Source organism: Bradyrhizobium sp. UFLA05-153 (genome assembly GCF_054185185.1).
Genome location: NZ_JBBIAM010000008.1, coordinates 69,409 through 94,818 on the forward strand (window position 1 = coordinate 69,409; position 25,410 = coordinate 94,818).

General features: G+C 63.6%; 22 protein-coding genes and 1 pseudogene. 7 read left to right on the plus strand and 16 right to left on the minus strand.

The window, feature by feature from the left end; all coding sequences use genetic code 11:
• From Q2941_RS07565 to Q2941_RS07585, 5 genes are all read right to left on the minus strand, one after another.
• The gene (locus Q2941_RS07565) at window positions 1-489 is read right to left on the minus strand and encodes a (2Fe-2S)-binding protein (RefSeq protein ID WP_035663197.1); all 489 of its coding nucleotides are present in this window, start codon (window positions 487-489) and stop codon (window positions 1-3) included.
• A gap of 29 nt (window positions 490-518) precedes the next feature.
• On the minus strand, window positions 519-1,625 hold the full coding sequence (locus Q2941_RS07570) for an ABC transporter ATP-binding protein (RefSeq protein ID WP_254111100.1): 1,107 nt from the start codon (window positions 1,623-1,625) through the stop codon (window positions 519-521).
• A 12-nt stretch (window positions 1,626-1,637) separates the two neighbouring features.
• Complete coding sequence (locus Q2941_RS07575; RefSeq protein WP_458192077.1) at window positions 1,638-2,528, minus strand: ABC transporter permease; 891 nt, start codon at window positions 2,526-2,528, stop codon at window positions 1,638-1,640.
• Entirely contained in the window at window positions 2,525-3,403 is an 879-nt protein-coding gene (locus Q2941_RS07580; RefSeq protein ID WP_458192078.1) for an ABC transporter permease, read from the minus strand. The genes Q2941_RS07575 and Q2941_RS07580 overlap by 4 nt, the downstream gene beginning before the upstream one ends.
• A 76-nt stretch (window positions 3,404-3,479) precedes the next feature.
• A complete protein-coding gene (locus Q2941_RS07585; RefSeq protein WP_458192079.1) occupies window positions 3,480-4,829 on the minus strand; it encodes an ABC transporter substrate-binding protein in 1,350 nt (449 codons plus the stop codon).
• Window positions 4,830-5,053: 224 nt separating this feature from the next.
• Between Q2941_RS07585 and Q2941_RS07590 the strand changes: the two genes are divergently transcribed.
• Window positions 5,054-6,577 carry a glycosyl hydrolase family 79 N-terminal domain-containing protein gene (locus Q2941_RS07590; protein ID WP_458192080.1) on the plus strand — a complete coding sequence of 508 codons (1,524 nt, stop codon included), beginning with the start codon at window positions 5,054-5,056 and terminating at the stop codon, window positions 6,575-6,577.
• A 212-nt stretch (window positions 6,578-6,789) separates the two neighbouring features.
• Here the strand turns inward: Q2941_RS07590 and Q2941_RS07595 are convergent, their stop codons facing one another.
• The 5 genes from Q2941_RS07595 to Q2941_RS07615 form a co-directional block, all read right to left on the minus strand.
• Window positions 6,790-7,506: a GntR family transcriptional regulator gene (locus Q2941_RS07595; protein WP_027524716.1), complete on the minus strand. Its 717-nt coding sequence runs from the start codon at window positions 7,504-7,506 to the stop codon at window positions 6,790-6,792.
• A 17-nt stretch (window positions 7,507-7,523) separates the two neighbouring features.
• Window positions 7,524-8,267, minus strand: a complete 744-nt coding sequence (locus Q2941_RS07600; RefSeq protein ID WP_027524717.1) for an aspartate/glutamate racemase family protein — start codon at window positions 8,265-8,267, stop codon at window positions 7,524-7,526.
• Between the two features lie 9 nt (window positions 8,268-8,276).
• Entirely contained in the window at window positions 8,277-9,542 is a 1,266-nt protein-coding gene (locus Q2941_RS07605; protein WP_027524718.1) for an NAD(P)/FAD-dependent oxidoreductase, read from the minus strand.
• Window positions 9,542-11,206: a thiamine pyrophosphate-binding protein gene (locus Q2941_RS07610; protein ID WP_458192081.1), complete on the minus strand. Its 1,665-nt coding sequence runs from the start codon at window positions 11,204-11,206 to the stop codon at window positions 9,542-9,544. The genes Q2941_RS07605 and Q2941_RS07610 overlap by 1 nt, the downstream gene beginning before the upstream one ends.
• A gap of 148 nt (window positions 11,207-11,354) precedes the next feature.
• On the minus strand, window positions 11,355-12,272 hold the full coding sequence (locus Q2941_RS07615; RefSeq protein WP_027524720.1) for an NAD(P)-dependent oxidoreductase: 918 nt from the start codon (window positions 12,270-12,272) through the stop codon (window positions 11,355-11,357).
• A gap of 116 nt (window positions 12,273-12,388) precedes the next feature.
• On the opposite strand from Q2941_RS07615, the gene Q2941_RS07620 reads away from it, so the two are divergent.
• The 3 genes from Q2941_RS07620 (at window position 12,389) to Q2941_RS07630 (ending at window position 15,143) form a co-directional block, all read left to right on the plus strand.
• Window positions 12,389-13,225 carry a transporter substrate-binding domain-containing protein gene (locus Q2941_RS07620; protein ID WP_458192082.1) on the plus strand — a complete coding sequence of 279 codons (837 nt, stop codon included), beginning with the start codon at window positions 12,389-12,391 and terminating at the stop codon, window positions 13,223-13,225.
• 103 nt (window positions 13,226-13,328) lie between these two features.
• Window positions 13,329-14,057, plus strand: a complete 729-nt coding sequence (locus Q2941_RS07625; RefSeq protein WP_254111095.1) for an aspartate/glutamate racemase family protein — start codon at window positions 13,329-13,331, stop codon at window positions 14,055-14,057.
• A gap of 135 nt (window positions 14,058-14,192) precedes the next feature.
• Window positions 14,193-15,143, plus strand: coding sequence for an alpha/beta hydrolase (locus tag Q2941_RS07630; RefSeq protein ID WP_051389863.1), 951 nt, complete (start codon window positions 14,193-14,195; stop codon window positions 15,141-15,143).
• Between the two features lie 89 nt (window positions 15,144-15,232).
• On the opposite strand, the gene Q2941_RS07635 is transcribed toward Q2941_RS07630, so the two are convergent.
• Together Q2941_RS07635 and Q2941_RS07640 are read right to left on the minus strand one after the other, a co-directional pair.
• On the minus strand, window positions 15,233-15,661 hold the full coding sequence (locus tag Q2941_RS07635) for a universal stress protein (RefSeq protein WP_027524723.1): 429 nt from the start codon (window positions 15,659-15,661) through the stop codon (window positions 15,233-15,235).
• Between the two features lie 464 nt (window positions 15,662-16,125).
• The gene (locus Q2941_RS07640; protein ID WP_458192103.1) at window positions 16,126-17,529 is read right to left on the minus strand and encodes an MFS transporter; all 1,404 of its coding nucleotides are present in this window, start codon (window positions 17,527-17,529) and stop codon (window positions 16,126-16,128) included.
• Between the two features lie 52 nt (window positions 17,530-17,581).
• On the opposite strand from Q2941_RS07640, the gene Q2941_RS07645 reads away from it, so the two are divergent.
• Window positions 17,582-18,532 carry a LysR substrate-binding domain-containing protein gene (locus Q2941_RS07645; RefSeq protein WP_458192083.1) on the plus strand — a complete coding sequence of 317 codons (951 nt, stop codon included), beginning with the start codon at window positions 17,582-17,584 and terminating at the stop codon, window positions 18,530-18,532.
• Between the two features lie 146 nt (window positions 18,533-18,678).
• Here the strand turns inward: Q2941_RS07645 and Q2941_RS07650 are convergent, their stop codons facing one another.
• Window positions 18,679-20,241 (minus strand): carboxylesterase/lipase family protein, encoded by a 1,563-nt coding sequence (locus tag Q2941_RS07650; RefSeq protein ID WP_458192104.1) that lies wholly within the window; start codon window positions 20,239-20,241, stop codon window positions 18,679-18,681.
• A 24-nt stretch (window positions 20,242-20,265) separates the two neighbouring features.
• Window positions 20,266-21,600: pseudogene (locus tag Q2941_RS07655) on the minus strand (MFS transporter); the annotation flags it as partial.
• Between the two features lie 217 nt (window positions 21,601-21,817).
• On the opposite strand from Q2941_RS07655, the gene Q2941_RS07660 reads away from it, so the two are divergent.
• Window positions 21,818-22,474, plus strand: coding sequence for a TetR/AcrR family transcriptional regulator (locus Q2941_RS07660; RefSeq protein WP_458192084.1), 657 nt, complete (start codon window positions 21,818-21,820; stop codon window positions 22,472-22,474).
• A gap of 336 nt (window positions 22,475-22,810) precedes the next feature.
• The gene (locus Q2941_RS07665) at window positions 22,811-23,398 is read left to right on the plus strand and encodes a hypothetical protein (protein ID WP_458192085.1); all 588 of its coding nucleotides are present in this window, start codon (window positions 22,811-22,813) and stop codon (window positions 23,396-23,398) included.
• A 382-nt stretch (window positions 23,399-23,780) separates the two neighbouring features.
• On the opposite strand, the gene Q2941_RS07670 is transcribed toward Q2941_RS07665, so the two are convergent.
• The gene (locus tag Q2941_RS07670) at window positions 23,781-24,566 is read right to left on the minus strand and encodes an ABC transporter permease (RefSeq protein ID WP_027524728.1); all 786 of its coding nucleotides are present in this window, start codon (window positions 24,564-24,566) and stop codon (window positions 23,781-23,783) included.
• Window positions 24,563-25,375, minus strand: coding sequence for an ABC transporter permease (locus Q2941_RS07675; protein ID WP_254111086.1), 813 nt, complete (start codon window positions 25,373-25,375; stop codon window positions 24,563-24,565). Before Q2941_RS07675 ends, Q2941_RS07670 begins: the two co-directional genes overlap by 4 nt.
• Window positions 25,376-25,410: the final 35 nt, after the last annotated feature.

Consider the following 25,410-nt stretch of genomic DNA (forward strand, 5'->3'; position numbering starts at 1 on the left):
TCACTCTCCCTTGGCCGCAGCATGCATGGCGGCTGCACCGGATATCACCGACAGGACGATGTTCTGGTAACCGGTGCAGCGGCAGATATTGCCTTCGAGACCGTGACGGACCTCCGCCTCGGTCAGCGACGGCTTGTCCTTGGCGAGAGCAACCGCCGTCATCACCATGCCCGGCGTGCAGAAGCCGCATTGCAGGCCGTGGTTCTCGCGAAAGGCCTCCTGCATCGGATGCAGCCGGTTCGAACCCGGCGCACCCTGCAAGCCTTCGATGGTGAGAAGCGTCGCGCCGTCGAGCGCGGGTGCGAGCAACGTGCAGCTCTTCACCGGCAGGCCGTTGAGATGCACGACGCAGGCGCCGCACTGGCTAGTGTCGCAGCCGATATGGGTGCCCGTCAGGTTGAGCTGCTCGCGCAGCAGTTCGGCGACGAGCGTTGCCGGTTCGACCTCGACCGTGGTCGGCCGGCCATTGAGTGTGAAGGATATCTGCACGATCAAAACTCCCTGTGCGCGACGGGCTTTCAAGCGAGTGGACGGGCGCGGTCGGTGGCCCAGGTGGCCAACACGACATCGCCGACATTGAGGGGATCTGCGAAGAACGTCTTTTCCGGCACGTAGGCCACGAACTCGTCGTCGGGGACAGTGTCGAGCATAACCTTGACGAAGTAACCCTGGTATTCGATCGCGAGCACGCGGCTCGGCAGCGAGGTCGAGCAGCCTGCGGGGAGTGTTTGTCCGGGCCGAACGAGAGTGACATCGTCACGGCGCACCGCGATATCGACCGTGTCGCCGACGCTGATCTTGGCCCGCGCCTGCAGCGGCACCTCGATGCCATCGGGCGCGGCCTGCGCCAGCACGAAGCTCGCACCGTTCACCTTCTCGACCCGGCCCGACAGCACGTTCTGCCCGCCCATGAACTCCGCGACGTAGCGGTCGTGCGGATGGGCGTAGACGTCGCGCGCCGGCCCCGCCTGCTTGATCCGGCCCTGCTCCATCACCACCACGAGATCGGCGAGCGCGATCGCCTCGAGCTGGGTGTGGGTGACGTGGATAAAGGTGATGCCGAGCTCCTGCTGCATCCGCCGCAGCTCCTGACGCATCTGCACGCGGAGCTGCTCGTCCAGCGCGGACAGCGGCTCGTCGAGCAGCAGCACCCGCGGCTCGGTGATCGCAGCGCGCGCCAGCGCGACGCGTTGCTGCTGGCCGCCGGAGAGCTGGGCCGGCAGGCGATCGGCAAAGCTCGTCAGCCGCACCTTCTCGATCATCGCATCCGCTGCGCGCAGGCGATCGATCTTGGACATGCCGCGGACGCGCAGCGCGAAGGCGATATTCTCGCGCACGGTCAGATGCGGAAACAGCGCGTAGGACTGGAACATCATCGCCGTGCGCCGCTGCACCGGCGCGAGGCCAACGACGTTCTGGCCGCCGATCACGATCTCGCCCGCCGTGGGGTCCTCATGGCCCGCGATCATGCGCAAAATCGTGGTCTTTCCGCAGCCCGACGGGCCGATGAAGCAGCAATAGGCGCCGTCGGCGATCTTCAAGTTGACGCCGTCGACCACATTGGTCAGGCCGTCGAAACTCTTGCAGACGCCCGCCAGTTCGATATCGCCGCGTTCGATCGCCATTCCAAAAAACCTCTAGTCTTTCGCCCCTCGGCCGCGCTTCTTCTGGATCAGCACGATGGTACCGAGGCTCGCACCGATCACGATGAAGGAGATGATGGTTGTCACCGTGCCGAGCGCATAGAGCGAGGGCGAGGTGACGTTCAGCGTCATGCTCCAGATCTCCAGCGGCAACGTATTGAGCGAGCCGGCGGTCTGGAGGCTGCGGGCGAATTCGTCGTAGGACAGCGTGAAGCCGAACAGCGCCACTGCGACGATGCCCGGCGCCAGGACAGGCACGATCACCAGCCAAATGGTCTGCCAGTGGCTCGCGCCGAGATCGTAGGCCGCTTCGTCCCATGCACGGTTGTAGCGCGACATCACCGCGAACATCACCAGCACACCAAACGGTAGCGTCCACGAAAGCTGCGCGCCGAGCGCCGAGGTGTACCAGCTCGCGTTGAGGCCGAGCACCTGGAACAGGAGCCCTGTGCCAAGCCCGAGCACGAGACCTGGCGCGACCAGGCTGCCGATCATCATGTAGAAGACGACGGCGTCGCCTGCAAAGCGCCGGCGAAAGCCGAGCCCCGCGAGGAACGAGATCACCACCGTGATGATGGTGACAATGACGGCGAGCCTGATCGAGCGGTCGAACGAGCCCTTGACGTCCCCGGTCCGCACCTGGGTGAAGAGATCGACGAACCAGTGCAGCGAATGGCCCTTCATGGGGAAGACAAGTCCGCCGCGGATGTCTTGGAACGACAGGATGTAGATGCAGATCATCGGGCCGTAGAGCGCGAGAACGTAAAGGGCAAACAGGCTCGCCAGCACATAGAAGGTCCAGGGACGCTCACCCCGGCTCGGCGCAATCGCCTTGGTCGTCGCGGGCGCGACTGCGCCTTGCATGTCGGCAAGCACCGCGCTCATCGCGTGATCTCCTGGCGGATGTCCACGGTGCGCAGGATCAGCGACACGATCGCGACCAGCACAAGCGTCAGCAGCACGGCGCTCGTCGCCGCGGTCGGATATTGCAGAACGCCGACGTCCTCGTAGAACGCGCTCACCACCGAGGCCGAGCCGCCGCCGGACATCACCTTCACCACGAAGAAGTCGCCCATCACGATCGAGACCACGAAGATGGTACCGAGCGCGATGCCGCTCTTGGACATCGGCACCACGATCAGGCGCATGATGTCGAAACGGCTGGCGCCCGCGTCGATCGCCGCTTCAATCAGCTTCTTGTCGATCCGCGCCATGGAGTTGAAGATCGGCACGATCATGAAGATCGTAAGCTGATGGACATAGGCAATGACCACCGCAAGGTCGGAGAACAGCAGCACTTCGAGCGGCTGATGGACCGCGCCGGTTGCGAGCAGCGCCTGGTTGATCAGCCCCTCCTTGCCGAGCAGCGGAATCCAGGAAATCATACGGATGATGTTGGAGGTCCAGAACGGCACGGTGCAGAGCAGGAACAGGCCGATCGCCAGAAGCTGGTTACGGACGTGGAAAACCAGGAAATAGGCGACGAAGAAGCCGATGATCAGGGTGAAGATCCAGGTCAGCACCGTGAACTTGATGGTCGCGAGATACAGCTTCAGCGTCAGCGCCGAGTGCAGCACCTCGACGTAGTTCGAGAACGTGAAGCCCGGGGTCAGCCCGCCAAAGCCGTCGGTGGCAAAGAAGCTCGCCGCCAGCACCACCAGGATCGGCGCCACGAAGAACGGAACGAGCACCAGCACCAGCGGCGACACGTAGAGCCAGCCGGCAAGATTGGCGCGTGATGGGGTCTGACTGGACTGCATGTCGGCGAATGCCTTCGGTCCTTGCTACCGGCGCGTCGCCGCGCCGGCTCTCGCTCACCTCAGGGAAAAGCAGGATTTACGCCACCTTGAAGTCGTTCCAGCGCTTGTTCATGTATGCGGCTTCGTCCATCAGCGTGTTCCAGCAGGAGATGTTCTTGACCCGGTCGAGGAACGAGCCGCCGTCGCGCTTGGTACCGGACTTTTCCATCGGCACGCCGTAGGGATCGTTGATCACCTCGGGCGCGGGCTGGCCCTCGTACCAGAATGCCCATTCCGCCGGCGTCAAACACTTCTTCGCGGTCGACGGCACCGGGCTGTAGTAGCCGTAACGCGCGACGAAGCCGCCCTGCCAGCCCGAGAGATACCAGTTGAGGTATTCGTAGGCCGCTTCAAGCTTCTTGCCTGAGAGGTGCTTCATCAGCCCCATGCCGTTGCACCAGCCGCGATAGCCTTCCTTGCCGTTCTTGACGTTGACCGGCGCGTAGACGCAGGGGATCTCCTTCACGCGTACCGCGGCGACCGCCGGCGACCACATCGACTGGATGATCACCTCGCCCGCCGCCATCAGCTGCACCGACTGGTCGAAGGTGGTCCAGGTCGCGCGGAACTGGCCGTTCTTCTTCAGCTCGATCAGCTTGTTGCAGGTGAAATCGATCTCCTCCTTGGTCATATTGCCCTTGTTGCCGTATTTGATCAGCCCCGCGCTCTCGAAGCAGAGCGCGGCGTCCATGATGCCGATCGCGGGCACGTCGAGAATCGCGGCCTTGCCCTTGAATTTCGGATCGATCAGGTCCTTCCACTCGGTGACCTCGTGGCCGACGAGGTCGGGCCGGTAGCCGATGGAGTCAGCGTTGTAGACCTGCGGCAGGAACGTTGCCCACTCGGTCACGCCGTCGTTCAGATCGGTGGCGTCTGGCTTGGCGATGTACATGGCCTCATAGGGCGAAATTCCCTGGCGTGGGATCTTGTGACCGTCGATCTCACCCTTGGTGAAGATCGGCAGGATATTGTCGAACTCCTTGATCTTCTTGACCTCGATGCCCTGGATGACGCCGCGCTTGGCGGCGAGCTTGGCCTGCCAGCCCTCGAGATCGGCGATATCGACCGTATTTGGCTGGCTTATGAAGCGATTGATGGCGGCCGAGGTATCGAGGTTCTGCATCGTCACCTTGAAGCCGAGATCCTTGGCCGCCTGGTCGCCGATCGCCTTCACCACCGAATAGGAGACGCCGACGTGGCGGAGCTCGATGTCCTTGATCTCCTGCGCCCAGATGGTCGGGAAACCGCGGATCGCGTCCGAACCTGCGGCCGCGCCCGCGACCGCTGCGGCACCCTTCAACAGCGTGCGCCGGCTCAGCTTTTTCGATTCCCCGCTCCTGGTTCCGGCCTGGTCGGCGCCGGAATTCCCCTTGTTCCTGTCAAGCATGGCAACCCTCGTTGGTTACGATGAACTCTCTCACCGATCGTCCGTGATCGGCGCGGATGTGATCAGTTGCGCGTGAAGCTATTGACCGGATTTCACGAAGTAAAATTGGAAGTAAAAATTCGCGATATAAACGGGACTAATGTTTTGCGCCGATGCATGTGGATTTGGCAGCGCGCATAAGAAGGCGCCAGAGCGTGTATACAAAGCGGCGGACCCTACGGAGCATGCAGCCTCGCACGACGCGCGCGATCTGTGTTGCGCTGTTGGTCGCGATCGCATGTCGTCCGGTTTGCGCGAGCCAATTGTCATTCTCGCCTGCGAGCATGAAGGCGATCGGCACGATCGACGTGCGATTTCAATCGTACAATGTCGAGATGGTGGAGGTAACGGGCGGGCGCTTCTGGAAGCCGTATCCACGCAGCTTGCGAGCGAACGTGCAGATCTCGCGAGATCGCTACAGCTACAGGCCCCCGATCGACCTCGCCAACATGCGACTGCGCATGCTTGCGGTAGCTCTGGGCCCGGCCTATATGCGCGTCAGCGGCACCTGGGCGAATGCGACGTTCTTTGCCGACACCGACAACGCGCCGGCGGCACCTGCGGGTTTCAACTCCGTGCTGAGCCGCGCGCAGTGGCGCGGTGTCGTCGACTTTGCACGCGCGGTAGATGCGCAGATCGTGACGTCGTTTGCCATCAGTGCGGGCAGCCGCAATGCGGATGGCCGTTGGACGTCCGATCAGGCGCAACAGCTTCTCTCTTTCACGCAGTCACTCGGCAGCCGCATAGCAGCCGCCGAGTTCATGAACGAGCCGACGCTCGCGGCGACGAACGGCGCACCGCCGGGCTATGACGCAAAGGCCTATGGCCGCGACTTCGCGATATTCCATTCGTGGATGCGCCAGCATGCCCCTGACACGCTGATCGTTGGCCCCAGCTCCATCGGCGACTCGTCCTTGCCATCGGCCGATGGCATCCGGACGCGCGATCTGCTCGAGGCTTCCGGACGAGGTCTCGATCGCCTCTCCTATCATCACTACAACACGCTCTCGTCGCGCTGCGGTGTCCGCGATGATCCGGCGCGGGCGCTATCGGCGGATTGGCTCGCGCGCACCGATCGCGCGCTTTCGGTCTATCGCGGCTTGCGCGACGAATTCGCACCTGGCACGCCGATCTGGCTGACGGAGACGGCCGATGCCGCCTGCGGCGGCAATCGCTGGGACGCGACCTTCCTCGACACGTTCCGCTATCTCGACCAGCTCGGGCGACTCGCGATGGCAGGCGTTCAGGTGGTAATGCACAACACGCTGGCCGCGAGCGACTACGGCCTGCTCGACGAGACGACGTTTCGCCCACGGCCGAACTACTGGGGCGCGTTGCTGTGGCATCGGCTGATGGGAACGACCGTGCTCGACGCCGGTGCTGGCAGCGCGCCCGACCTTCACTTGTATGCGCATTGCCATCCCAGGACGAACGGCGCCGTGTCCATCCTTGCGATCAACACGTCGCGAAGCGAGTCGCGAAGTCTGAAGATGCCGATCGCGTCGGAGCGCTACACGCTGGATGCGAGACCGCTGCAAAGCCCGACCGTGTGGTTGAACGGAAGGACACTCGAACTCGACGCCAACGACAGGCTTCCACTGCTCGAAGCGCGCTCGATGCCGGCCGGGACGATTACCCTGGCACCGAAAACCATCACCTTCCTGGTGATCCCGGACGCCGCCAACCCAGCCTGCCGGTTACACGCGTGAAGTGCGAGTTGATCGGACGTAAGGTCGCCTGTCGCTCCGTCATCGCGAGGAGCGAAGCGACGAAGCAATCCAGAATCGTCCCGCGGAAAGATTCTGGATTGCTTCGCTGCGCTCGCAATGACGAGTTTGTGGAGAGAGCGCGCACAATACCCCCTGAGGTCATCCCGGCCTAGTGCGCAATTGCGCACGGTGGCCGGGACCCCATAACCCGGTCAGCGTTGTCCAAGCATGTTCGCCGCCGGCATGTAGATCTGCGCGTAGCCTTCCTTGATCGCCGAGGTGATGCGATCAAGGCGCCGGTCGATGTGCTTTTCCAGCACGGAAACGCATGTCGCTTCGTCGCGCGCCTTGAGGCCCTCGACGACGGCGCGGTGTTCGGCCTGCGTGTTGGAGCGGTTGACGCGGTCCATGTCGATCCAGCGCACGAAGCGAATGCGGGCGTTGACGTTGCGCAGTACGCGCAGCATCTCGGCGTTATCAGACATCGCCATCAGCCGCTCGTGAAAGGTCTCATCCAGCTCGACCAGCTCGACCGACGAACGCTCGCCGGGATCGGGGCCCGTGGCTTCGAGGAATATGAGCAACGCGTCGATGTCCTCATCCCTGGCGCGCTTGATGGCGAGGCGGACCGAGGCGACCTCGATCGACTTGCGCAGTTCGTAGAGATCGAAGATCTCGTGCGCATCGAGCTCGCGGCAGAAGAAGCCCTTGCCGGGCGTGAAGCGCAGAAACCCCTCGGTGTTCAGGCGATTGAGCGCTTCACGCAGCGGCGTGCGGCTGACGCCGAGGCGCTTGGCCAGCTCACCCTCGTTGAGCCGCTCGCCCGGCTTGAACTCGTAGCTGATGGCCATCGCCTTGAGCTGTTCATAGACGCGATCGACGATGCTGTCCGAGGCGAGTTCCAGGTGCTTGTTCATGGGCTTGTTCATGGGCAGCTTCTCGAGCTCTAACCAAACCGGCGCGGCCGCAGTCCGGCATGAAACCAATTGATCATGGAATAAATATCATAAACAGGCAGGCCCACCTCCGCCTGCAATGCGGCAGCGTAAGGCGGCATATTGGTGCATTCAAGCACGATGGCACCGACATCCGGATGCTTTGCGACGAGCGCCTTGCCGGCCTCGACCACGTCACGCTCGGCCTCAGCGATATCCATGTCGTCCTTCTCGGCCTTGATCAGGACGCGGAAGAACTCCTTGCCGTTCTCGGTGCCGACCAGCGGCGTGTCGAGCGGCACGCCGGCACCTTCCAGATGAGCCGGCGACAGGGTCGAACCCGACACCGTGACGAGGCCGACGCGCTTGCCGGGCGGCAAGGTTGCCTGCACCCACGGCACCTGCATCAACGATGATGTCGCCACCGGCACGCCGACGGCGGCGGCAAGCTCCTTCTGAAACAGCGCGAGGAAGCCGCAATTGGTGGTGATGGCTTCGGCGCCAAGCCGCACCAGCTCCTTCGCCGCGTCGATGAAGTCCGGCAGCAGCCCGGCCGCGCCCTTCAGCACGACCTTCTCCGGGCTCGCTCCGCTCACCACGCGATAGAGCACCGGGAACGGCCAGGTGGTGCCGTTGCCCATGTCGCCGGGGATGCGGGGAAAGCGCGCTTCCAGCATCAAAATGCCGAGCGGCGCGCCATAGAGCGCCTTGCCGCCACGGGCGATACGGGAGGAGGAATTTTGCGGATAGGTCATGATGCGATCTCAGAGGAAGCGGCTGGGTGCGAACGGTTCAAGCGGAATCTCCGGCGTCTTGCCGCTGACAAGCTGCGCGACGAGGCGGCCGGTGCGCGCGGAGCCGACGAGGCCGATATGGCCATGGCCGAACGCGTAGACGATATCGCGCGAGGCGCGGGCATAGCCGATGCACGGGCGGCCGTCCGGCATGCTCGGGCGGTGGCCGAACCACATCTTGATGCGCGAGGCCGGAATGTCCTTCGGCAGCTTGGGAAACATGCTGAAGAGATTGTCGCGCAAAATCTCGGCGCGCTTCCAGTTCGGCTCGGCGTCGAGCCCCGCAATCTCGACCGTGCCGGCGGCGCGAAGACCTTTGTTGGTCCAGTTCACGACCATCTTGGCGTCGGAGGCCATCATCGAGCTGCGTGGCCCCGTCTCCGGATGCTCGATCATGACGTGATAGCCGCGCTCGGTCTCGAGCGGCAGCGGATCACCAACGGACTGCGTCAGCAGCTTCGAGCGCGCGCCTGCGGCAACCACGGCGGCATCGCAAGGAATTTCGCCGGTCTCGGTGAAGACGGCAACAAGCTTGCCACCGTCGAGCTTGAGGCCTGTCGCCTTGGCGCGCACAAGCTTCGCACCGCTGGCGAGCGCATGATTGGCAAGCGCCGCGACGTAAGCGCCGGGATCGCGACAGCGTCCGGCCTCCTCGACCACGACACCGAAGGTGTAGCGCGGATCAAGCTCAGGCTCACGCTGGCGCATCTCGTCCGCGGAGAGCTCCAGCCATTCGACGCCGACGCGCTTGCGGATGCGCCAGCCGAGGTCGCCGTCGAAATTGCCGCGCGCGGGGAAGACGTGCATCACTCCGTTGCGCTCGATCAGCTCGGAAACGCCGGCTTCTTCCGCGAGCTTCTTGTGCAGGAGCGGCGCGTCCTTCAGGAGATCGCGCAGCGCGACAGCCGTTTTCTCGACGCGCGCCTCTGTCCGGCCGGACAGCAGGTATTTGATCAGCCAGGGCAAGGCCTTCGGCAAGTACGACCAGCGTATCGCGAGCGGACCGAGCGGGTCCAGCAGATAGCCCGGCACCTTCCTCCAGACGCCGGGCTCGGCCGGCGGGATCACCGAATGCGACGACAGCCAGCCGGCATTACCATAGCTTGCCGCCTGCTCGCCACCGGGCTCGCCTGGATCGATCAGCGTCACGCGATGGCCCTCGCGCAGCGCCTCGATGGCACTGATCACGCCGACCGCGCCGGCGCCGATGATGGCAATTTGGCGGCCTTCCGGCATCAGCGCGACTTCTCCTGCGGCACAAAGTCCTTGCCCACCGTCATCGCGCGCGGATCGATCAGGCAATGCAGGATCGACGGTTTGCCCGACGCCAACGCGCGCTCGAAGGCCGGCGCAAACTCTTCCGTGCGCTCGACGCGCTCGCCATGGCCGCCAAACGCCTTTGCGTACATCGCAAAGTCCGGGTTCTTGAGCTGCGTGCCGACCACGCGGCCGGGATAGTCGCGCTCCTGGTGCATGCGGATGGTGCCGTATTGCGCATTGTCGATCACGACGACGATCAGGGCCGCGTCATACTGCACGGCGGTCGCGAACTCCTGGCCGTTCATCAGGAAGCAGCCGTCACCGGCAAACGCGACGACGACGCGATCCGGATATTGCCGCTTGGCAAGCACGCCCGCCGGCACGCCGTAGCCCATCGAGCCCGACGTCGGTGCGAGCTGCGCGGCGAAGGCGTGGAAGCGGTGATGGCGATGCAGCCAGCCGGCATAGTTGCCGGCGCCGTTGCAGACGATCGCATCCTTCGGCAGGCGGTCGCGCAGCCAGGTCATGACTTGTCCATACTGGAACGAGCCCGGCAGCTCGCGCGCGGTCTCGGTCCAGGCGAGATAATCCGCATGCGCCTTGGCTGCTTCGCCTTTCCAGGCCGGCGCCGCCGCAGGCTTCAGCGTCTCGACGGCGGCTGCGAACGCAGCAGGCGTGGCCTGGATCGCGAGCGTCGGCTGATAGACGCGCCCGAGCTCTTCCGAGCCCGGATGGACATGGATCAGCTTCTGGCTCGGCACAGGGATGTCGAACAGCGTGTAGGATGATGATGGCATTTCCGACATGCGGCCACCGATCAGCAGAATGACATCCGCGCCGGTGATGCGTGCCTTCAGGCCAGGGCTCGGCCCGATGCCGAGATCGCCGGCATAGTGCGAGTGATCGGCGTCGATCAGCGATGCCCGGCGGAACGAGGTCGCTACCGGCAGATCGAACCGCTCGGCGAAGCGCGCGATGCCCTTGGCTGCTTCTGCGGTCCAGCCGGAGCCACCGAGAACGACGAGCGGGGATTTTGCGCCGGCAAGCATCGCAGTCAGACGTTCGAGATCGGCCGGCGCCGGCCAGCTCACGGCCGGCTCGACGCGCGGCGCATCGGCAACCGCCGCCGTCTCGGTCAGCATGTTCTCGGGCAGCGCGATCACGACGGGACCGGGGCGGCCCTGCATCGCGACGCGGAACGCGCGCGCGACGAGCTCGGGAATCCGATCGGGACGATCGATCTCGACCGCCCACTTCGCCATGGTGCCGAACACCGCCTTGTAGTCGAGCTCCTGGAACGCCTCGCGCTCGCGCATGCCGGTGTCAACCTGGCCGACGAACAGGATCATCGGAGTGGAATCCTGCATCGCGATGTGGACGCCGTGGCTGGCATTGGTCGCGCCCGGACCACGGGTGACGAAGCAGACGCCTGGCCGTCCCGTGAGCTTGCCGTAGGCTTCCGCCATCATCGCGGCGCCGCCTTCGGCGCGACAGATCATCACGTCGATCGGGCTGTCATGCAGCGCATCCAGCGCGGCGAGATAGCTCTCGCCCGGCACGCAGGTGACGCGCTCGACGCCTTGCGCGACCAGCTGGTCGATCAGGATCTGGCCCCCGGTGCGGGCGTTACGAATGGTCATGACAGCTCCCTAAAAGGCTTTGGCGATGCGCTTGAGCGCGTCGCGCAAGTTTGTTCCGAGGTGGCGTAGGACAGGCGGACAGAGCACGCAAGATCGAAGGGCTTCCCGTATCCTGCGCGGGCATCATGCCCGTCCCCGAAGTTTGCAACTACCGGCCGCTCGCGATGATGCGGCGGCAATGATCCAGCGCCGCACCGATCAGATTGTCGCTCGCCTCCGGCGTGCGGAATGCCGAATGCGCCGACAGCGTCACGTTCGCAAGCTTGGTCAGCGGATGGCCTGCCGGCAGCGGCTCGACGGTGAAGACGTCGAGGCCGGCATGCCCGATGTGGCCTGAGCGCAGCGCCTCGATCATGGCGTCTTCATCGACGACGGCGCCGCGCGCCGTGTTGATGAGGATGCTGCCTGGACGCATCATCGCGATGCGCTCGCGGGAGAGGAAGTTTTTGGTCTCGTCATTGAGCAGCAGATGCAGCGAGATGACGTGGCTCTCCGCCAGCAGCTTTTCCAGCGGAACGAAGCCGACGCCCGGATGCGTCTTCGGCGTCCGGTTCCAGGCGATCACCTTCATGCCGCAGCCGAGCGCCATGCGCGCGGCTTCCGCCGCGATGCCGCCAAAACCGATCAGGCCGAGCGTCTTGCCGGTGAGTTGGAGGGCGTCGCGGCGCAGCCAGTTGCCCTCGCGCATGCCGCGATCCATCTCGCCAAAACCTTTTGCGGAGGCCCACATCAGCGCGATCGCACATTCGGCGACCGCGGTGTCGCCATAGCCCTTGATGGTGTGGACAGCGATGCCGTGCTGGCCAAGCTCGTCCGGATTCATGTAGCTGCGCGCGCCGGTGCCGAGGAAGACGACGTGCTTCAGAGCCGCGCACTTCGCGGCAACTGCCGTCGGCACCGCAGTGTGGTCGACGATCATGATCTCCACGCCGTCCAGGAGGCGTGGCAGGTCGTCGGGCGAGATTGCCGGGTTGCGGTTGATGCCGACCGGGAGGCTGTCCGCACGCAGCAGCTTTTCGGTGACGGCGGCAAGCGTGTCGTTGGCATCGACGAACAGGGCACGCATGGGGCTGATCTTTCCTCGTCCGGACTAAAAATACCGTATTGCATTTTAATCTGAATACAGAAATAGTCCAGAAGCCGGGTTGGATGTTCAAGGGGTAACCGCCCAGGAGAACTGCCATGAATCGCAGGGACGCACTCACCACCGTCGCCCTCGCCGGCGCTGCGATGGCCGCAGCCACCTCGGCCAAGGCTGACACCGCACCAGGCTCCACTCTCGACCGGATCAAGAAGAGTGGCGTGTTGCGGATCGCGGTCATCGCCGGCCAGGATCCCTATTTCCACAAGGACCTCACCACCAATCAATGGTCGGGCGCCTGCATCGACATGGCGAATGACATCGCCGGCAAGCTCGGCGCCAAGGTCGAGACGCTGGAGTCCACCTGGGGCAACCAGATCCTCGACCTCCAGGCCGAGAAGATCGACCTCGCCTTTGCCGTAAACCCGACGCCCGAGCGCGCGCTGGTCATCGACTTCTCTTCGCCCATCCTGGTGCACTCCTTCACCGTCATCACCAAGAAGGGTTTTGCCAAGCCGCAGACTTGGGCCGAGATCAACAAGCCCGAGGTCAAGATCGCCGTCGACATCGGCTCGACGCATGAGACGATCGCGCGGCGCTATTGCCCGAAGGCGACGATCCTCGGCTTCAAGGAACGCAACGAGGCGATCCTCGCCGTGTCCACCGGACGGGCGGACTGCAACATATCGCTCGCCGTGCTTTCGGTCGCGACCTTGAAGAAGAATCCGACGCTCGGCGAGCTCGCGGTGCCGCGGCCGCTGCTCACGCTGCCAACCAATCTCGGCATCCGCGCCGAAGGCGATCGGCGCTACAAGGATTTCCTCAGCGCCTGGGCCGACTACAACCGCGCACTCGGCCAGACCCGCGAGTGGCTGCTCAAGGCTTTTGAAACCGTCGGCCTCAGCTCGGAAGACATTCCCGGCGAAATTCAATTCTGATCGCCACCGATGCATGTCCGGGAGTTCGCGGCGCTCAAGCCGCTGTCGCTCCGTGCCGGCTCGCCTCTCGTCATGAGGTCCGGTTTCTCGAAGGAGAAGAACCATGAAGCTGCGTGGCGGCTACACGAACTACGGCGAGACGATCGGCATTCTGATGCTCGACACCCGCTTCCCGCGCCCACGCGGCGACATCGGCAATGCGCTCTCCTATGATTTTCCGGTGCGCTACAAGATCGTGCGCGGCGCCCATGCCACCAGGATCATGGGCGACCATCCCGACCCGACGCTGATCGAGCCGTTCATCGCAGCCGCTCGCGAGCTGGAGGCAGAAGGCGTGAAGGCGATCACGACGAGTTGCGGCTTTCTTGCGCCATTCCAGAAACAAATCACCGCCGCGGTGAACATTCCGGTCTTCACGTCGAGCCTGATCCAGGCGCCTCTGATCCACGCCATGCTGCCACCCGGCAAGGTCATCGGCCTCTTCACCGAGCGCGGTCATCACATGAACGAGGGACATTTCCGCGGCGTCGGCTGGTCGCAGGACGAGATTTCCGTTCAAGTCCAGGGCATGAAGGCCGACGCGCAGTTCCCCGCAACCTACATTCTGGGCCGGGAGGAATTGGACACCGATGTGCTGCGGGCCGAGATGATCGAGATGACGGAAGCCTTCATGGCGTCCTGCAAGAATCCCGGCGCAATTCTGTTCGAATGCACCAACATGTGTCCGTTCTCGAAGGACGTCGCCGAGGTGTCGGGCCTTCCGGTGTTCGACATCAACACGCTGATCCATTTCTTCTACCGTGCCGCCAATCCGGTCGCTTTCCTGCGCTAGGCCTCGACCGCTCCCGAACTCATCACCTGTCAGCGCGCTGAACATCATGTTCAGCCTGCGGAATCTCTTGGTCATTGACAGCAAAAGCCGGCATCGCCGACGTTCGCTGCACAAATATTCCCAAGGGAGGATCTCATGATCACGCGGCATCCGCGCGTCATCGTCGGCGCAGCCGTAGCGGCAGCGCTCGCTCATTTTGCTATCGTCAGCCCGGCCGGGGCCGAGGAGAAGACGATCAAGGGCGGCGTGCCGATCAACCTCGCTACCTTGCAGCCAGGCGTCACCTATACCGACATCCCGAACGGCTTTGCGCGGCCCCATCTGATGATGGACATCATCAAGCCGGTCAGCGACAAGCCGGTGCCGGCGATCGTCTTCGTCTCCGGCAATGGCTGGCGCAGCATCGACCGCGCGGCGCTGGTCCCGCAACTCTCCCCGATCGCCAAGGCCGGGTACCTCGTCGCCGCGATCGACTACCGCATCATCGGCGAAGCGAACTTCCCGAAGCCGCTCGAAGACGTGAAGACCGCGATCCGCTTCCTGCGCGCCAATGCCAAGACCTACAACATCGATCCCGATCATATCGCCGTCTGGGGCAATTCCGCCGGCGGCCATCTGTCGGCGATGGCGGCGACCACCGGCGAGATGAAGGAGTATGACAGCGACCGCTGGGCCGGCCAGTCCAGCGCCGTGCAGGCGGCGGTGATCTTCTACGGCCCGATGGACCTCTCCCATCGCATGGACGCCAGCGCCGTCAACGGCAGCCCGGGTATGTCGGTGGAGAGCGCCTTCCTCGGCTTCGACGCCAAGGATCCCGCCAACGCCGAAAAGGTGAAGAAGGCCAATCCGATCGCGCAGATCTCCGACATGACGCCGCCGATGCTGATCGTGCACGGCACCAAGGACATCGTCGTTCCCATCAGCGAGAGCGAGGACCTTTACGCGGCGCTGACGGCGACCAAACGTCCCGTCACCTTCGTCCGGGTCGAAGGCTCCGGCCACAGCTTTGGCCAGATCAGCAGCAATCCGGAGGTGATGGCCGAAGTGCTCGCCTTCTTCGACCGCACGCTGAAGGGCAAGCCCTGAGCTCACTCGGGGAAAGCCGTCGATGTCAGCTTCCGGCGACCAAGCGAAAATCGGGCGGGCTTATTTGACTGACCGAGCCGTCTGCACACTCACTGACAAACGAGTACGGGGATTCTCGCCTGCGTCAGCACCTTGTTTGTCACGCTGCCGATGAGAAGCATGGAAAGCCCGCTGCGCCCATGCGATGACATGACGATGAGATCGCAGCCCTTGTCCTCGGCTGCTGCGATGATGGCTTGATGGGGGTGTCCGCTCTCCACCTGAATCGTCTCGCAGGAAACACCAGCCGCCTTGGCCGCATTTGCCGCGCGATCCAACACGCTCCTGGCCTGTTCCTTGCGCAGCTCGGCATATGTTGCGACGGCTTCAAGGAACCGCCCCGTCAATTCGGAAAACGGTTCCACGACGAAGATCACGGATACCTTGGCTCCAAGGGATTTCGCCAGCGCCAGCCCATGCGCCACCCCATGTTCCGCTAGCTCCGACCCATCCGTCGGAATGAGAATATGCCGGTACATGCATCACCTCCCGATTGTCCGGACTTATCCCTGCCCTCCGAAGGTTGAGCCCGCGTTCCAGATACCGTCTTGAGATAAATCAATCTTTTTGCGCGACGCCGACGGCTGAACGGCCGGCCACCTTCCTCGGAGTGCAACGAATTGCGGTCAGCCAAGTTGATGATGGTTGGAAGTTGCGGATTGGAGCAACGTCATGTCTATGGCCAGAATTCCTGCAGCGGTTCTCGTGATTGGTGCGATATCACTCGGCGCACCTGCGATGGCTGCCCCGATCACTCCTTTGTCTTCGAGCGCCAAGCCGGTGGTGCAGGAGAGTGACGTGGTCCAAGTGCGCTGGCACTGGGGCCATTGGCACGGCGGAAGCTATCGGTGCACGCCCTACTGTCGTTGGGGCGGCTAGTGTGAACCAGGTGGATACGGCCGCGAACCGCTAGGCCACATACGACATTGCTCCCGTCATTGCCCTACAGTGGCAGCGGCTTCGAAGGAAGCAGCGTGACGGCCGAGAGGGTTCCCAATCCACAGACCATGGCCGCGCCCGCGAAGAGCAACATGTAGGCGTCGGCCCGATCCGCAGTACTGAGCAAGGCACCCAGTGCGGCAATGCCGATGGCAAAGCTCGCTTGTCGCACGACGACGGTGGCAGCCGACGCCATGCCCGCCTGCTCGATTGGTGCCAACGCGACCACGGCGCCGGATAGCTGAGGATGGGCCAGGGCGGCTCCAGTGCCGCTCAGGAACATTGCTGCCACGACCAACCATGATGGCGGCGGATCGTTTGAAATCAGCGCTGCAATGAAGGTCGCGCTCCCCGTGGTCATGAGGGAAAGGGCCAATACGAAATGCCGTCGCCATCCAAGCGCGGTGACGCTCCGGCCGCCGACCGGTGGCAACAACAACATTGGAAGGGTTGCCGCGAGCATGACTATTCCGCCTGCATCGACACTTAGGCCGAAAGCGGTGGCGAGAAACGGCGGCAGGTAGACGAGCAAAGCCCAATACCCAATCGAGACCGATGTGAGGAGCAGTGCTATCCCCGCCATCGCCCTGTTCAAGAACACAGCCGGATCGAAGATGGGTTGGGCGCGCCTACGTTGCTGGAGGACGAAGGCACCGAGCAGCAAAATGGCAAAGCCAGACCCCGACCAAAACGCCATCGGCGAAGATCGACCATGCAGCAGAGACTCGATCAGCATGAAGAGGGCGCCGGTGAGGATGGCCATTCCGGAAACGTCGACGGGGCGCGGCAAAGCTTCACGCGCGTCGTTCACGACACGCGGGACGCTCCATGCGACAAGGGCGCACGCAGGAATGTTTGCCAGGAATATCCATCGCCATCCGAACCAGGACGCGACGATGCCGCCGAGCGTTGGCCCCAATGCCATCGCTATTCCGGACATGACGCCAAGCCAGGAAAAGGCACGTGTCCGCGACACCGCCTGCGGATATGTCGTGGCGATCAGAGCGATGCCACCAGTGATCACGAAGGCGGCCCCAACACCCTGGGCCGCGCGTGCAAGCGACAGCGACAGGCCATCCCATGCCAGGGCGCACATCAGAGATGCCGCAGCGAATACGAGGTTGCCGCGCAGCATCGCCTTGCGACGGCCGTATCGGTCGGACAGCGCTCCGGCGACCAAGAGCGAGCCTGTGAACGCAAGGCTGTAGGCATCCATGAGCCACGCATAGCCGGCGATTCCGAGCTCCAGTTCGCGCGAAATTGCCGGTAAGGCGACGACGACCGCTGTGACGTCGAAATTGCTCAAGAAACCGGCCAAGCCCAAAGCAAGCGCCGGCCACATGGAAATCGGCTGCGCAGTTTCCATCGATCTGGCTTGTGGTTGGCTCGGCGACATCTCGATATTCATCTCGATCAAGAGTGATGGCCGAGAGAAAGCATGATCACCCGTTCACATCATCATGAATCTGGTTCATAGTTACAGGATGCGAACTCTTCCTCCCTTTGACGGCCTCGTCGCCTTTGAAGCGGCCGCGCGCCATCGCAGCATGACGCTCGCAGCCGGCGAGCTCCGTCTCACACAGAGTGCGATCAGTCATCGCCTGAAAAAGCTCGAAGCTTTTGTCGGCGCGCCGTTGTTCAATCGCACTGGCACCGGGCTGGCGCCGACGCCAGCCGGCATCTCGTTGCTGGAGAATATTGTTAGACTGCTGGATGACATGGCGAGTCTCCGGGCTCGATTCAGAGCTGCGGCTCGGCCGGCGAACCTGAAAATCGGTGTCGGAGCAGCGCTGTCGCACTATTGGCTGGCGCGTCGATTGCCAGGATTCGCGGCGTCGAAACCGGACATTGGGCTCGAACTCGTCGTCCTTGAAAGCGAAGCGCAGATGCGTGCCGCAGATGTTGACGTTCTCATCCTGTGGCTGCCCAAATCCACAGCGCGATCCAACTCCACGCAGCGCTTGCTCTTCAATGAGCGGGTCTTTCCGGTTGCAGCGCCGCGCCTTGTTCGACGAGCTCGACCGCTGTCGAACCCGCTCAAGTTTGCCGGCCTGCCGATCATCCACAAGGGACCATTTGGCCGGAACGACGGTGCCGAGTGGTCATGGCCGGTGTGGTTTGAGAGGCTCGGGATAAAAACGCAGGTGCCAGAGGGCATGCGCTTCAGCTCTCTGAGTTTGGCGCTCGCGGCGGCGATCGAGGGCGCGGGCGTTGTCCTTGCGCGCTCCTTGCTCGTTCAGGACGCAATGGCTGAGCGCAGGCTGTGCCGTTTGCTGCCGCCGAAGTGGGACATGCCGTCCAGCAAGACACATATTATCCGCTGGCAGGCCGTCTTGACCGGCGACAAGCGCGTGAATCGGTTTGCCAACTGGATTGCCAACGAGGCGGATCGCACGTCAACCGACACCTAGAGCATGATCCGGACCCGAAGGGCCGCGTTAGCGCAAAAGGTGGAGCGGTTTTCCCTCGCGACAAACGCGGAACGCGGTTTGCGCGGAGATCATGTTCAACCAACAACCTATAGCGCGATGGCGATTCATCCCATACTCATCGCGCTTTAGGACATTGTCGTGTGGCCCGCTTGGCCGCACGAATGGTCACGCTCTGGCTGGCCGTGAACTTTCCGCTTGGCTGTCTGCGGTACTACAAATTGCGCCAGCAGCTCCGCCCACAGGCGGAAGCGCTTGCCTTCGTTGAGGCTACCAATATGGAAGGGACGGTCGAAGATGGCGAGAGGTTCCTTGCCGAGCTCGAAGCGCGGCCAGGCGTCGGCCGTATCAGGTGAACCGGTCGCGACGAAGCGCAGCATGCTGGCCTGGAGGCGCATGGCAACTTCAATATCGCCAGGTGTCATCGGGCCGCCCTTGCGCCGAAGGATGGGGCGATGGATGAAGTAAGGCAGGTGCGCCCAGACGCAGGCATTGTCCGCGCCGTGCGTCGGCCCTTGCGACAGGAAAGGCTCCAGCGCCGGACGATGATCGAACCGGTTCAGCCAAACGGCACCGCCGGCCGCACTCTGATGGCGTGCAATCGCGGCTAGCGGCCGATGCCAGAAGGCATCCGACAGCAGCGCCTCGTAGGGATCCTCATCCGCACGCGCGGTCGCACTATAGCAGGCGAGCAGGCGCTCGAAGCCGGCGTCGCCGAAGGACGCGCGGATGTGCCGCTCGGTGACGCGGATCATCGCGGCAGGCGGCGTGCTCTTCAGGAACATCACCATCTCGTCGCGGCAGGAGCCGAGCCAAAGCGGTACGTCGCGGAGTGCGCCGCCGGCAATGGCGTCGATCGGATCGCGGGGGATCACCACACCGTCCAGCACCGGGCCGAACACGGTGCCGGATTCCGTTTCATCCGCCAGCCTGCGACCGACGCTTTCCACCGCCGCGAAGAGCTGCGGCAGCGGCACGGCCGCGATGGCGCTCGCATCGTTTTCCAGCCTGAGCTCCGCAATCACGCGCCGCGCCACCTCATCGGCATGCGCGGGGTTCATGATGCCGCGGCCCGGCGCGCTGAAGGCGATGGCGCGCGCGAACTTGTGCTTCGCCTGAGGCAGGGTTGCCAGCGCGATCACCATGGACGCGCCCGCCGATTGGCCGAACAGCGTCAGCGCATCGGGATCGCCGCCGAAACCCGCGATGTTGGCGCGCACCCAGTCGAGCGCGGTGAGCGCATCCGACATCGCAAGATTGTTGGCCTCCGCCAGCCTACCGCCGAGGCGATGCAGTTGCAGGAAGCCGAGCGGCCCGAGCCGGTAGTTGATGGTGACGATGACGGCCGGCCCCTGCGCGGCGAGGAAGCTGCCGTCATAGTCGGCGCCGCCGCCGGTGACGAAGGCGCCGCCATGAACGAAGAACAGCACCGGCAATGGCCGATCGACCGCGGCCGGTGCAAAGATGTTCAGGGTGAGGCAGGCGGGCTCATTCGCCTGATCGAGATGGCCGGGCTGCGGCGCGTAGGCGCCGTAGGCCGTGCAGGCGATCGGCTCCGACCACGCGCGCGGCGGCACCGCTCTCGCAAAGCGCCGTGCGGTCGCATAGGGCACGCCCTTGAAGGCGCGCACGCCCTTCTGCTCGAGGCCGCGGACCGGCCCGTTCGTGGTCGAAACTGTCTGCGTCAACATGCGAACGTCGCCTCTGCTCCAACCGCGCCGCCGACCGAGATCGGCGATGTCGACCGTATGCGTCTCGCGCGCCGTCGCGGCGGCCGCGGCCGAGATCACGCAACAGGCGGCGACGAAGATCGCGACCGGAATCCAGCCGTTCGGCCCCTCGCCGACCAGGCTCGCGCTCACCAGCGGCGTGAAACCGGCGGCGAGGAAGCCGAGTTGCGTCCCGATCGCGGTGCCGGAATAACGCACGCGCGCCTCGAACATTTCTGCATAGAAGGACGGCCAGATCGCGTTCGGCGCGGCATAGACGACGCCCGAGAGGATCGTCGCGGCGGCGAAGATCGCGATCGCGTTGCCCGAGGTAATCAACATGAAGTACGGGAACAGCAGCACCGCGCAGCCGAGCACGCCGCCGATGAACACCGGCTTGCGGCCGATCCTGTCGGCGAGCAGCGCCCAGAGCGGCTGGGTGATCAGCGCCGTGACGTTGCCGAGCACGCCGGCCCACAGCATGGTCGGGCGCGCCACGCCGAACTTGCTGGTGGCGTAGCCGAGCGCGAACACGGCGGTCATGGTGCTGACGGTTGCGATCAGCGCGCAGACGATGACGCGCAGTACGTCCGGCCAGTAGTCGCGCAGCAGCGCGACCACGGGGAAGCGCGCGACCTGCGCCCTGTCCTTGATCTCTTCGAAGACCGGCGTCTCCGGCATCGTCCGCCGCACGAGATAAGCGACCAGCAGCACCAGTGCCGAGAGCAGGAACGGAATGCGCCAGCCCCAGCTCAGAAGCTGATCCTCCGGCAGGCTCGAAACCGGGATGAACACCAGCGTCGCCAGGATCGCGCCCGCCTGCGTACCGCTCAACGTCCAGCTCGTGAAGAAGGCGCGGTTGGAGTTGGCGGAATGCTCGAGCGTCAGCGAGTTCGCCCCGCTCTGCTCGCCGGCGGCCGACAGGCCCTGCAGCAGCCGCAGCAGCGTCAGAATGATCGGTGCGGCATTGCCGATCGCCTTCGCATCCGGCAACAAGCCGATCGCGAGCGTCGAGCCGCCCATCAGCACGAGCGTGAACAAGAGCACCGTCTTCCGCCCGATACGGTCGCCGAAATGGCCAAGGATGACGGCGCCTACGGGGCGCGCGATATAGCCGATGCCGAAGGAGAGCAGCGCGAGCAGCGTCGCGGTCGCGGGATCGACATTGGCGAAGAACACTTTTGGAAAGATCAGCGCGGCCGCAGTACCGTAGATGAAGAAGTCGTAGTATTCGAGCATGCTGCCGACGAAGCTGACGAGCGCCGCGCGCTTCGGCAGCTTGTTCTGCGCGGCTTCCGTTGTGACGGGCGCGTGCAGCGATGCGGTTGACGTCAACGTCATGAAAATTCCTCCCCGTGTGATGCGCGGCAGATCCCGCGTCCGTTGGCGGCGACCTTCTTGGCTGCCCCGTGCTTTGCGGTGACTTGCCGTCACTCGCTTTCGCTCATAATGTACGAACTAGTACGTTTAGGCAAGGTTGCATTGAAGCCGTGCCTGGGGTTACGAAATTTGCCTTCACCTTCAAGGTGATCCATAGAAAATGGCGGGAGAAACCGTGATGCTGAAGCGCATGCCCCCTGCCCACAAGCGCACCAACGACCCCGAGCGCACCAAGCGTGACATCATCGAAGTGGCGACGCAGGAATTCGCCTCAGAGGGCTACTCCGGCGCGCGGGTCGACGCGATCGCAGCGCGCACCCGCACCTCCAAGCGGATGATCTACTACTATTTCGGCGGCAAGGAGCAGCTCTATCTCGCGGTGCTGGCGGAGGCCTATCGCAACATCCGCGCGCTGGAGGACCAGCTCGACATCGAGCGCTGCGACGCGCGCGAGGGCCTGCGGCGGCTGATCGAGGCGACGTTCGACCACGACGAGCGCAATCCGAATTTCATCCGCCTCGTCAGCATCGAAAACATCCACCACGGCAAGCACCTGAAGCAGAATCCGCAACTGCGCCAGCTCAACGCCAGCGTGATCGCGACGCTCGACCGGATCCTCGCGCGCGGCCGCAAGGAAGGCGTCTTCCGCAACGACGTCGACGCCGTCGACCTGCATCTTGCCATCAGCTCCTACTGCTTCTTCCGCGTCGCCAACCGCCACACCTTCGGCGCCCTGTTCGACCGCGATCTGAGCGAGCCCAAGGTGCTGGCGAAGAGCCGGACGCAGATCGTGGAGATGATTTTGGCCTGGTTGGGGGCAAAGAGCACCGGGTAGCGGGCCGGGCCGTCCGTTTGGACGGCTTGCGTCGGGGCCGGAAGAGCTTCCACATCCCAGCTGTCATTCCCGCGAAAGCCGGGAATCCAGGGCGCGTCAAAACCGACAGCAGCTCAGCTCTTGATATTAGCCCACCTGCTTTAGCCAGTGACGATGCGATTCCATCCGCCGACATAGGGCAGAGTTGTTGTCCCTTGCGAAGTCTGAACCAAGATCAAGTCGATGAAGACAAACCTTGATCGAGATTGCATTGAGGTTCGCTCCCCTCGTCTCTCGATGCATCCCGCTGGACATTTTACATCACTATGGAGGCAACCCCATTGAAGGAGGTAAGCCATGAACAAGCTCTATGCTCTCGCCTCGGTTGGGTTCTGCGTAGCTTCGGCAGCCCTGATTACGTCGGCATCGGCTCTTCCGACGGAGGAAGTACCGAAGACCGAACCAGAGTATATCGCCAAGGCGAAGACCGCGGCCCCGCCGTCGGTGGTGAATAACGCCACGATCACCATGCCGCAGCCGGATGGGTCTTCTAAGACCGTCCAGACCGGATCGAACGGTTTCACGTGCTTTATCGACAAGTACGGAACGCCCGAATGCGATGACCAGAACGCCATGGAATGGCGGAAAGCTCTGCAAGCCAATCAGGCTCCGCCGAATAAGATTGGCCTAATTTTCATGCTTGCCGGTGACACCGGCACGAGCAATCACGATTTCACCGAACGGCACACGCACCAGCATTGGGTCCAGACCGGGCCGCACGTGATGATCGTCGGCGGCGCAGCACACGAGATGCTCAGTCCTTATCCACGCGATCTGGATGTCAAAGACGCGACGCAGCCCTTCGTCATGTTCCCTGGCAAGCCCAACGAACACCTCATGATCCCGGTGCACCCGCAAGAGCTTACCACGGGCAGCGCGCGGTGACGTGAGTGAACGCCGCCGTGCCTTGAGACCAGCGGCACGGCGGCGAGCGTCGACTAAAACCGCTTGCATCTCGCGGGGCGTCCACAGATGAGTACACGCCCTGTACGCCGCGGCCTCCCCGTAGGAATATTGGATCGCCGCTCCAGTGTGTAATTGCGCACCAGGAGGGCGATGACACCGAGAATATGGTGAGCGCCTTTCACAAGTTCATCATTGCAAGCGCAGCGGAGCAATCGAGTCCGCGCTGATGCGCCTGTTTCGCTGATTTACTCGACGTGCCAATGCCTTACGCGGCGCAAGGCATCCCCGCCGGCGAATCGCCGTTCTACTTTGCATGGGGTTGTTTTCGATAGTTTGGTGGGAAGGGTCCCGATGAGCGGCCTCATCCGCTCTTCCGCTGCCGGGCGCTCGCCAGCAGGACCAGCATGAAGGACGCCGCCGTCATCAGCGTCGAGATCGCGGCAATGGTCGGATCGATCTCGTCGCGGAGCGCGGTGAACATGCGCTTGGTCAGCGGCTGGTACTGGCCGCCCGAGATGAACAGCGCGATGATGGTCTCGTCCATCGCCGAGATGAAGGCGAAGATCGCGCCCGCCACCACGCTCGACTTGATCTGCGGTAGCGTCACCGCGAAGAAGCTGCGCAACCGATTCATGCCGAGGCTGCGCGCGACCATCTCCTGCGCGGGATCGAAGCTTTGCAGGCCCGCCAGCACGGAGATGACGACGTAAGGCAGGCCCAGCATCACGTTGGCGAGCACGAGGCCCGGCAGGGTCGCGACCAGCCCGACCCTTGCATAGATGAAGAAGATGCCGACCGCAGTGATGATGATCGGCACCACGAGCGGCAAGAGCAGCGCCATGTGGATCACGCGCATAACGCGCAATTTCGACTGGCTGATCGCGTAGGCTGCGGCGACACCTAGCGGCGTCGCGATCACGACCGTGAAGGCCGCGACGATCAGCGTCACCTGCGTCGCCTGCATCCAGGCCGGATTTGAGAAATATTGCTGGTACCAGCGCAACGACAGCGAAGGCGGCGGGAAAGTCAGGAAGCGCGCGCTGGAGAACGAGATCGGCACGATGATCAACACCGGCAGGATCAGATAGATCAGCACCAGCGCGGTAGCCGCGATCAAGACGATCCGGGCGGGCGAAATTGTTCTCATTTCTGCCCCAACACGCGATCGAGCGAGATGAAGCGGCTGACGACGAAGAAGATCAGGAGGACGCTGAGGAGGAGGACCACGGCGACCGCGCTCGCCGCCCCGAACTGGTTGTAGAGCTCGACATTGCGGCTCACCAGCATCGACACCATCACCGTGCGCCCGCCGCCGAGCAGCTCCGGCGTGATGTAGAAACCGAGGCACAGCACGAAGACCATGGTCGAGCCGGCGAGCACGCCGGGCAGCGACAGCGGCAGGAAGACGCGAAAGAAGGTGAACGCCGGACTGCCACCAAGGCTCGCACCGGCCTGCATCAAATCGTTGGGGATCTTCTGCATGGTGGCGTAGAGCGGCAGCACCATGAAAGGCAAGAGGATGTGCACGGTCGCGACCACCGTGCCAAAAGTGTTGTGGACCAGCGCGAGCGGCTCGCCGATCACGTCGAGATAGCGCAGGAACTGATTGATCACGCCGGTGCGCTGGAGCAGCGCGAGCCAGGCATAGGCACGCACCAGCACGCTGGTCCAGAACGGCAACACGACCAGCGCCAGGATGACGACACTCCACGCCTTCGGCACCGCGTTCGCGGCATAGGCCACGGGATAGCCGAGCACGAGCGCGAGCACCGTCACCAGAAGGCTGATCTCGAAGGTCAGCGCGAAGCTGCGCCAGTAGATGTCCTCGCTCAGAATGCGGCGATAGTGCTCGAGCGTGAAGCCGGCGTGGTAGATCGACTGCCACGCGAGCCATCCGACCGGCAGTACGATCAGCAGGAGGATGACAAGCAGCGCCGGCGACACCAATGCCAGCATCAGGCCATCCTCACGGCGCTGATGCCTGAGCGAAG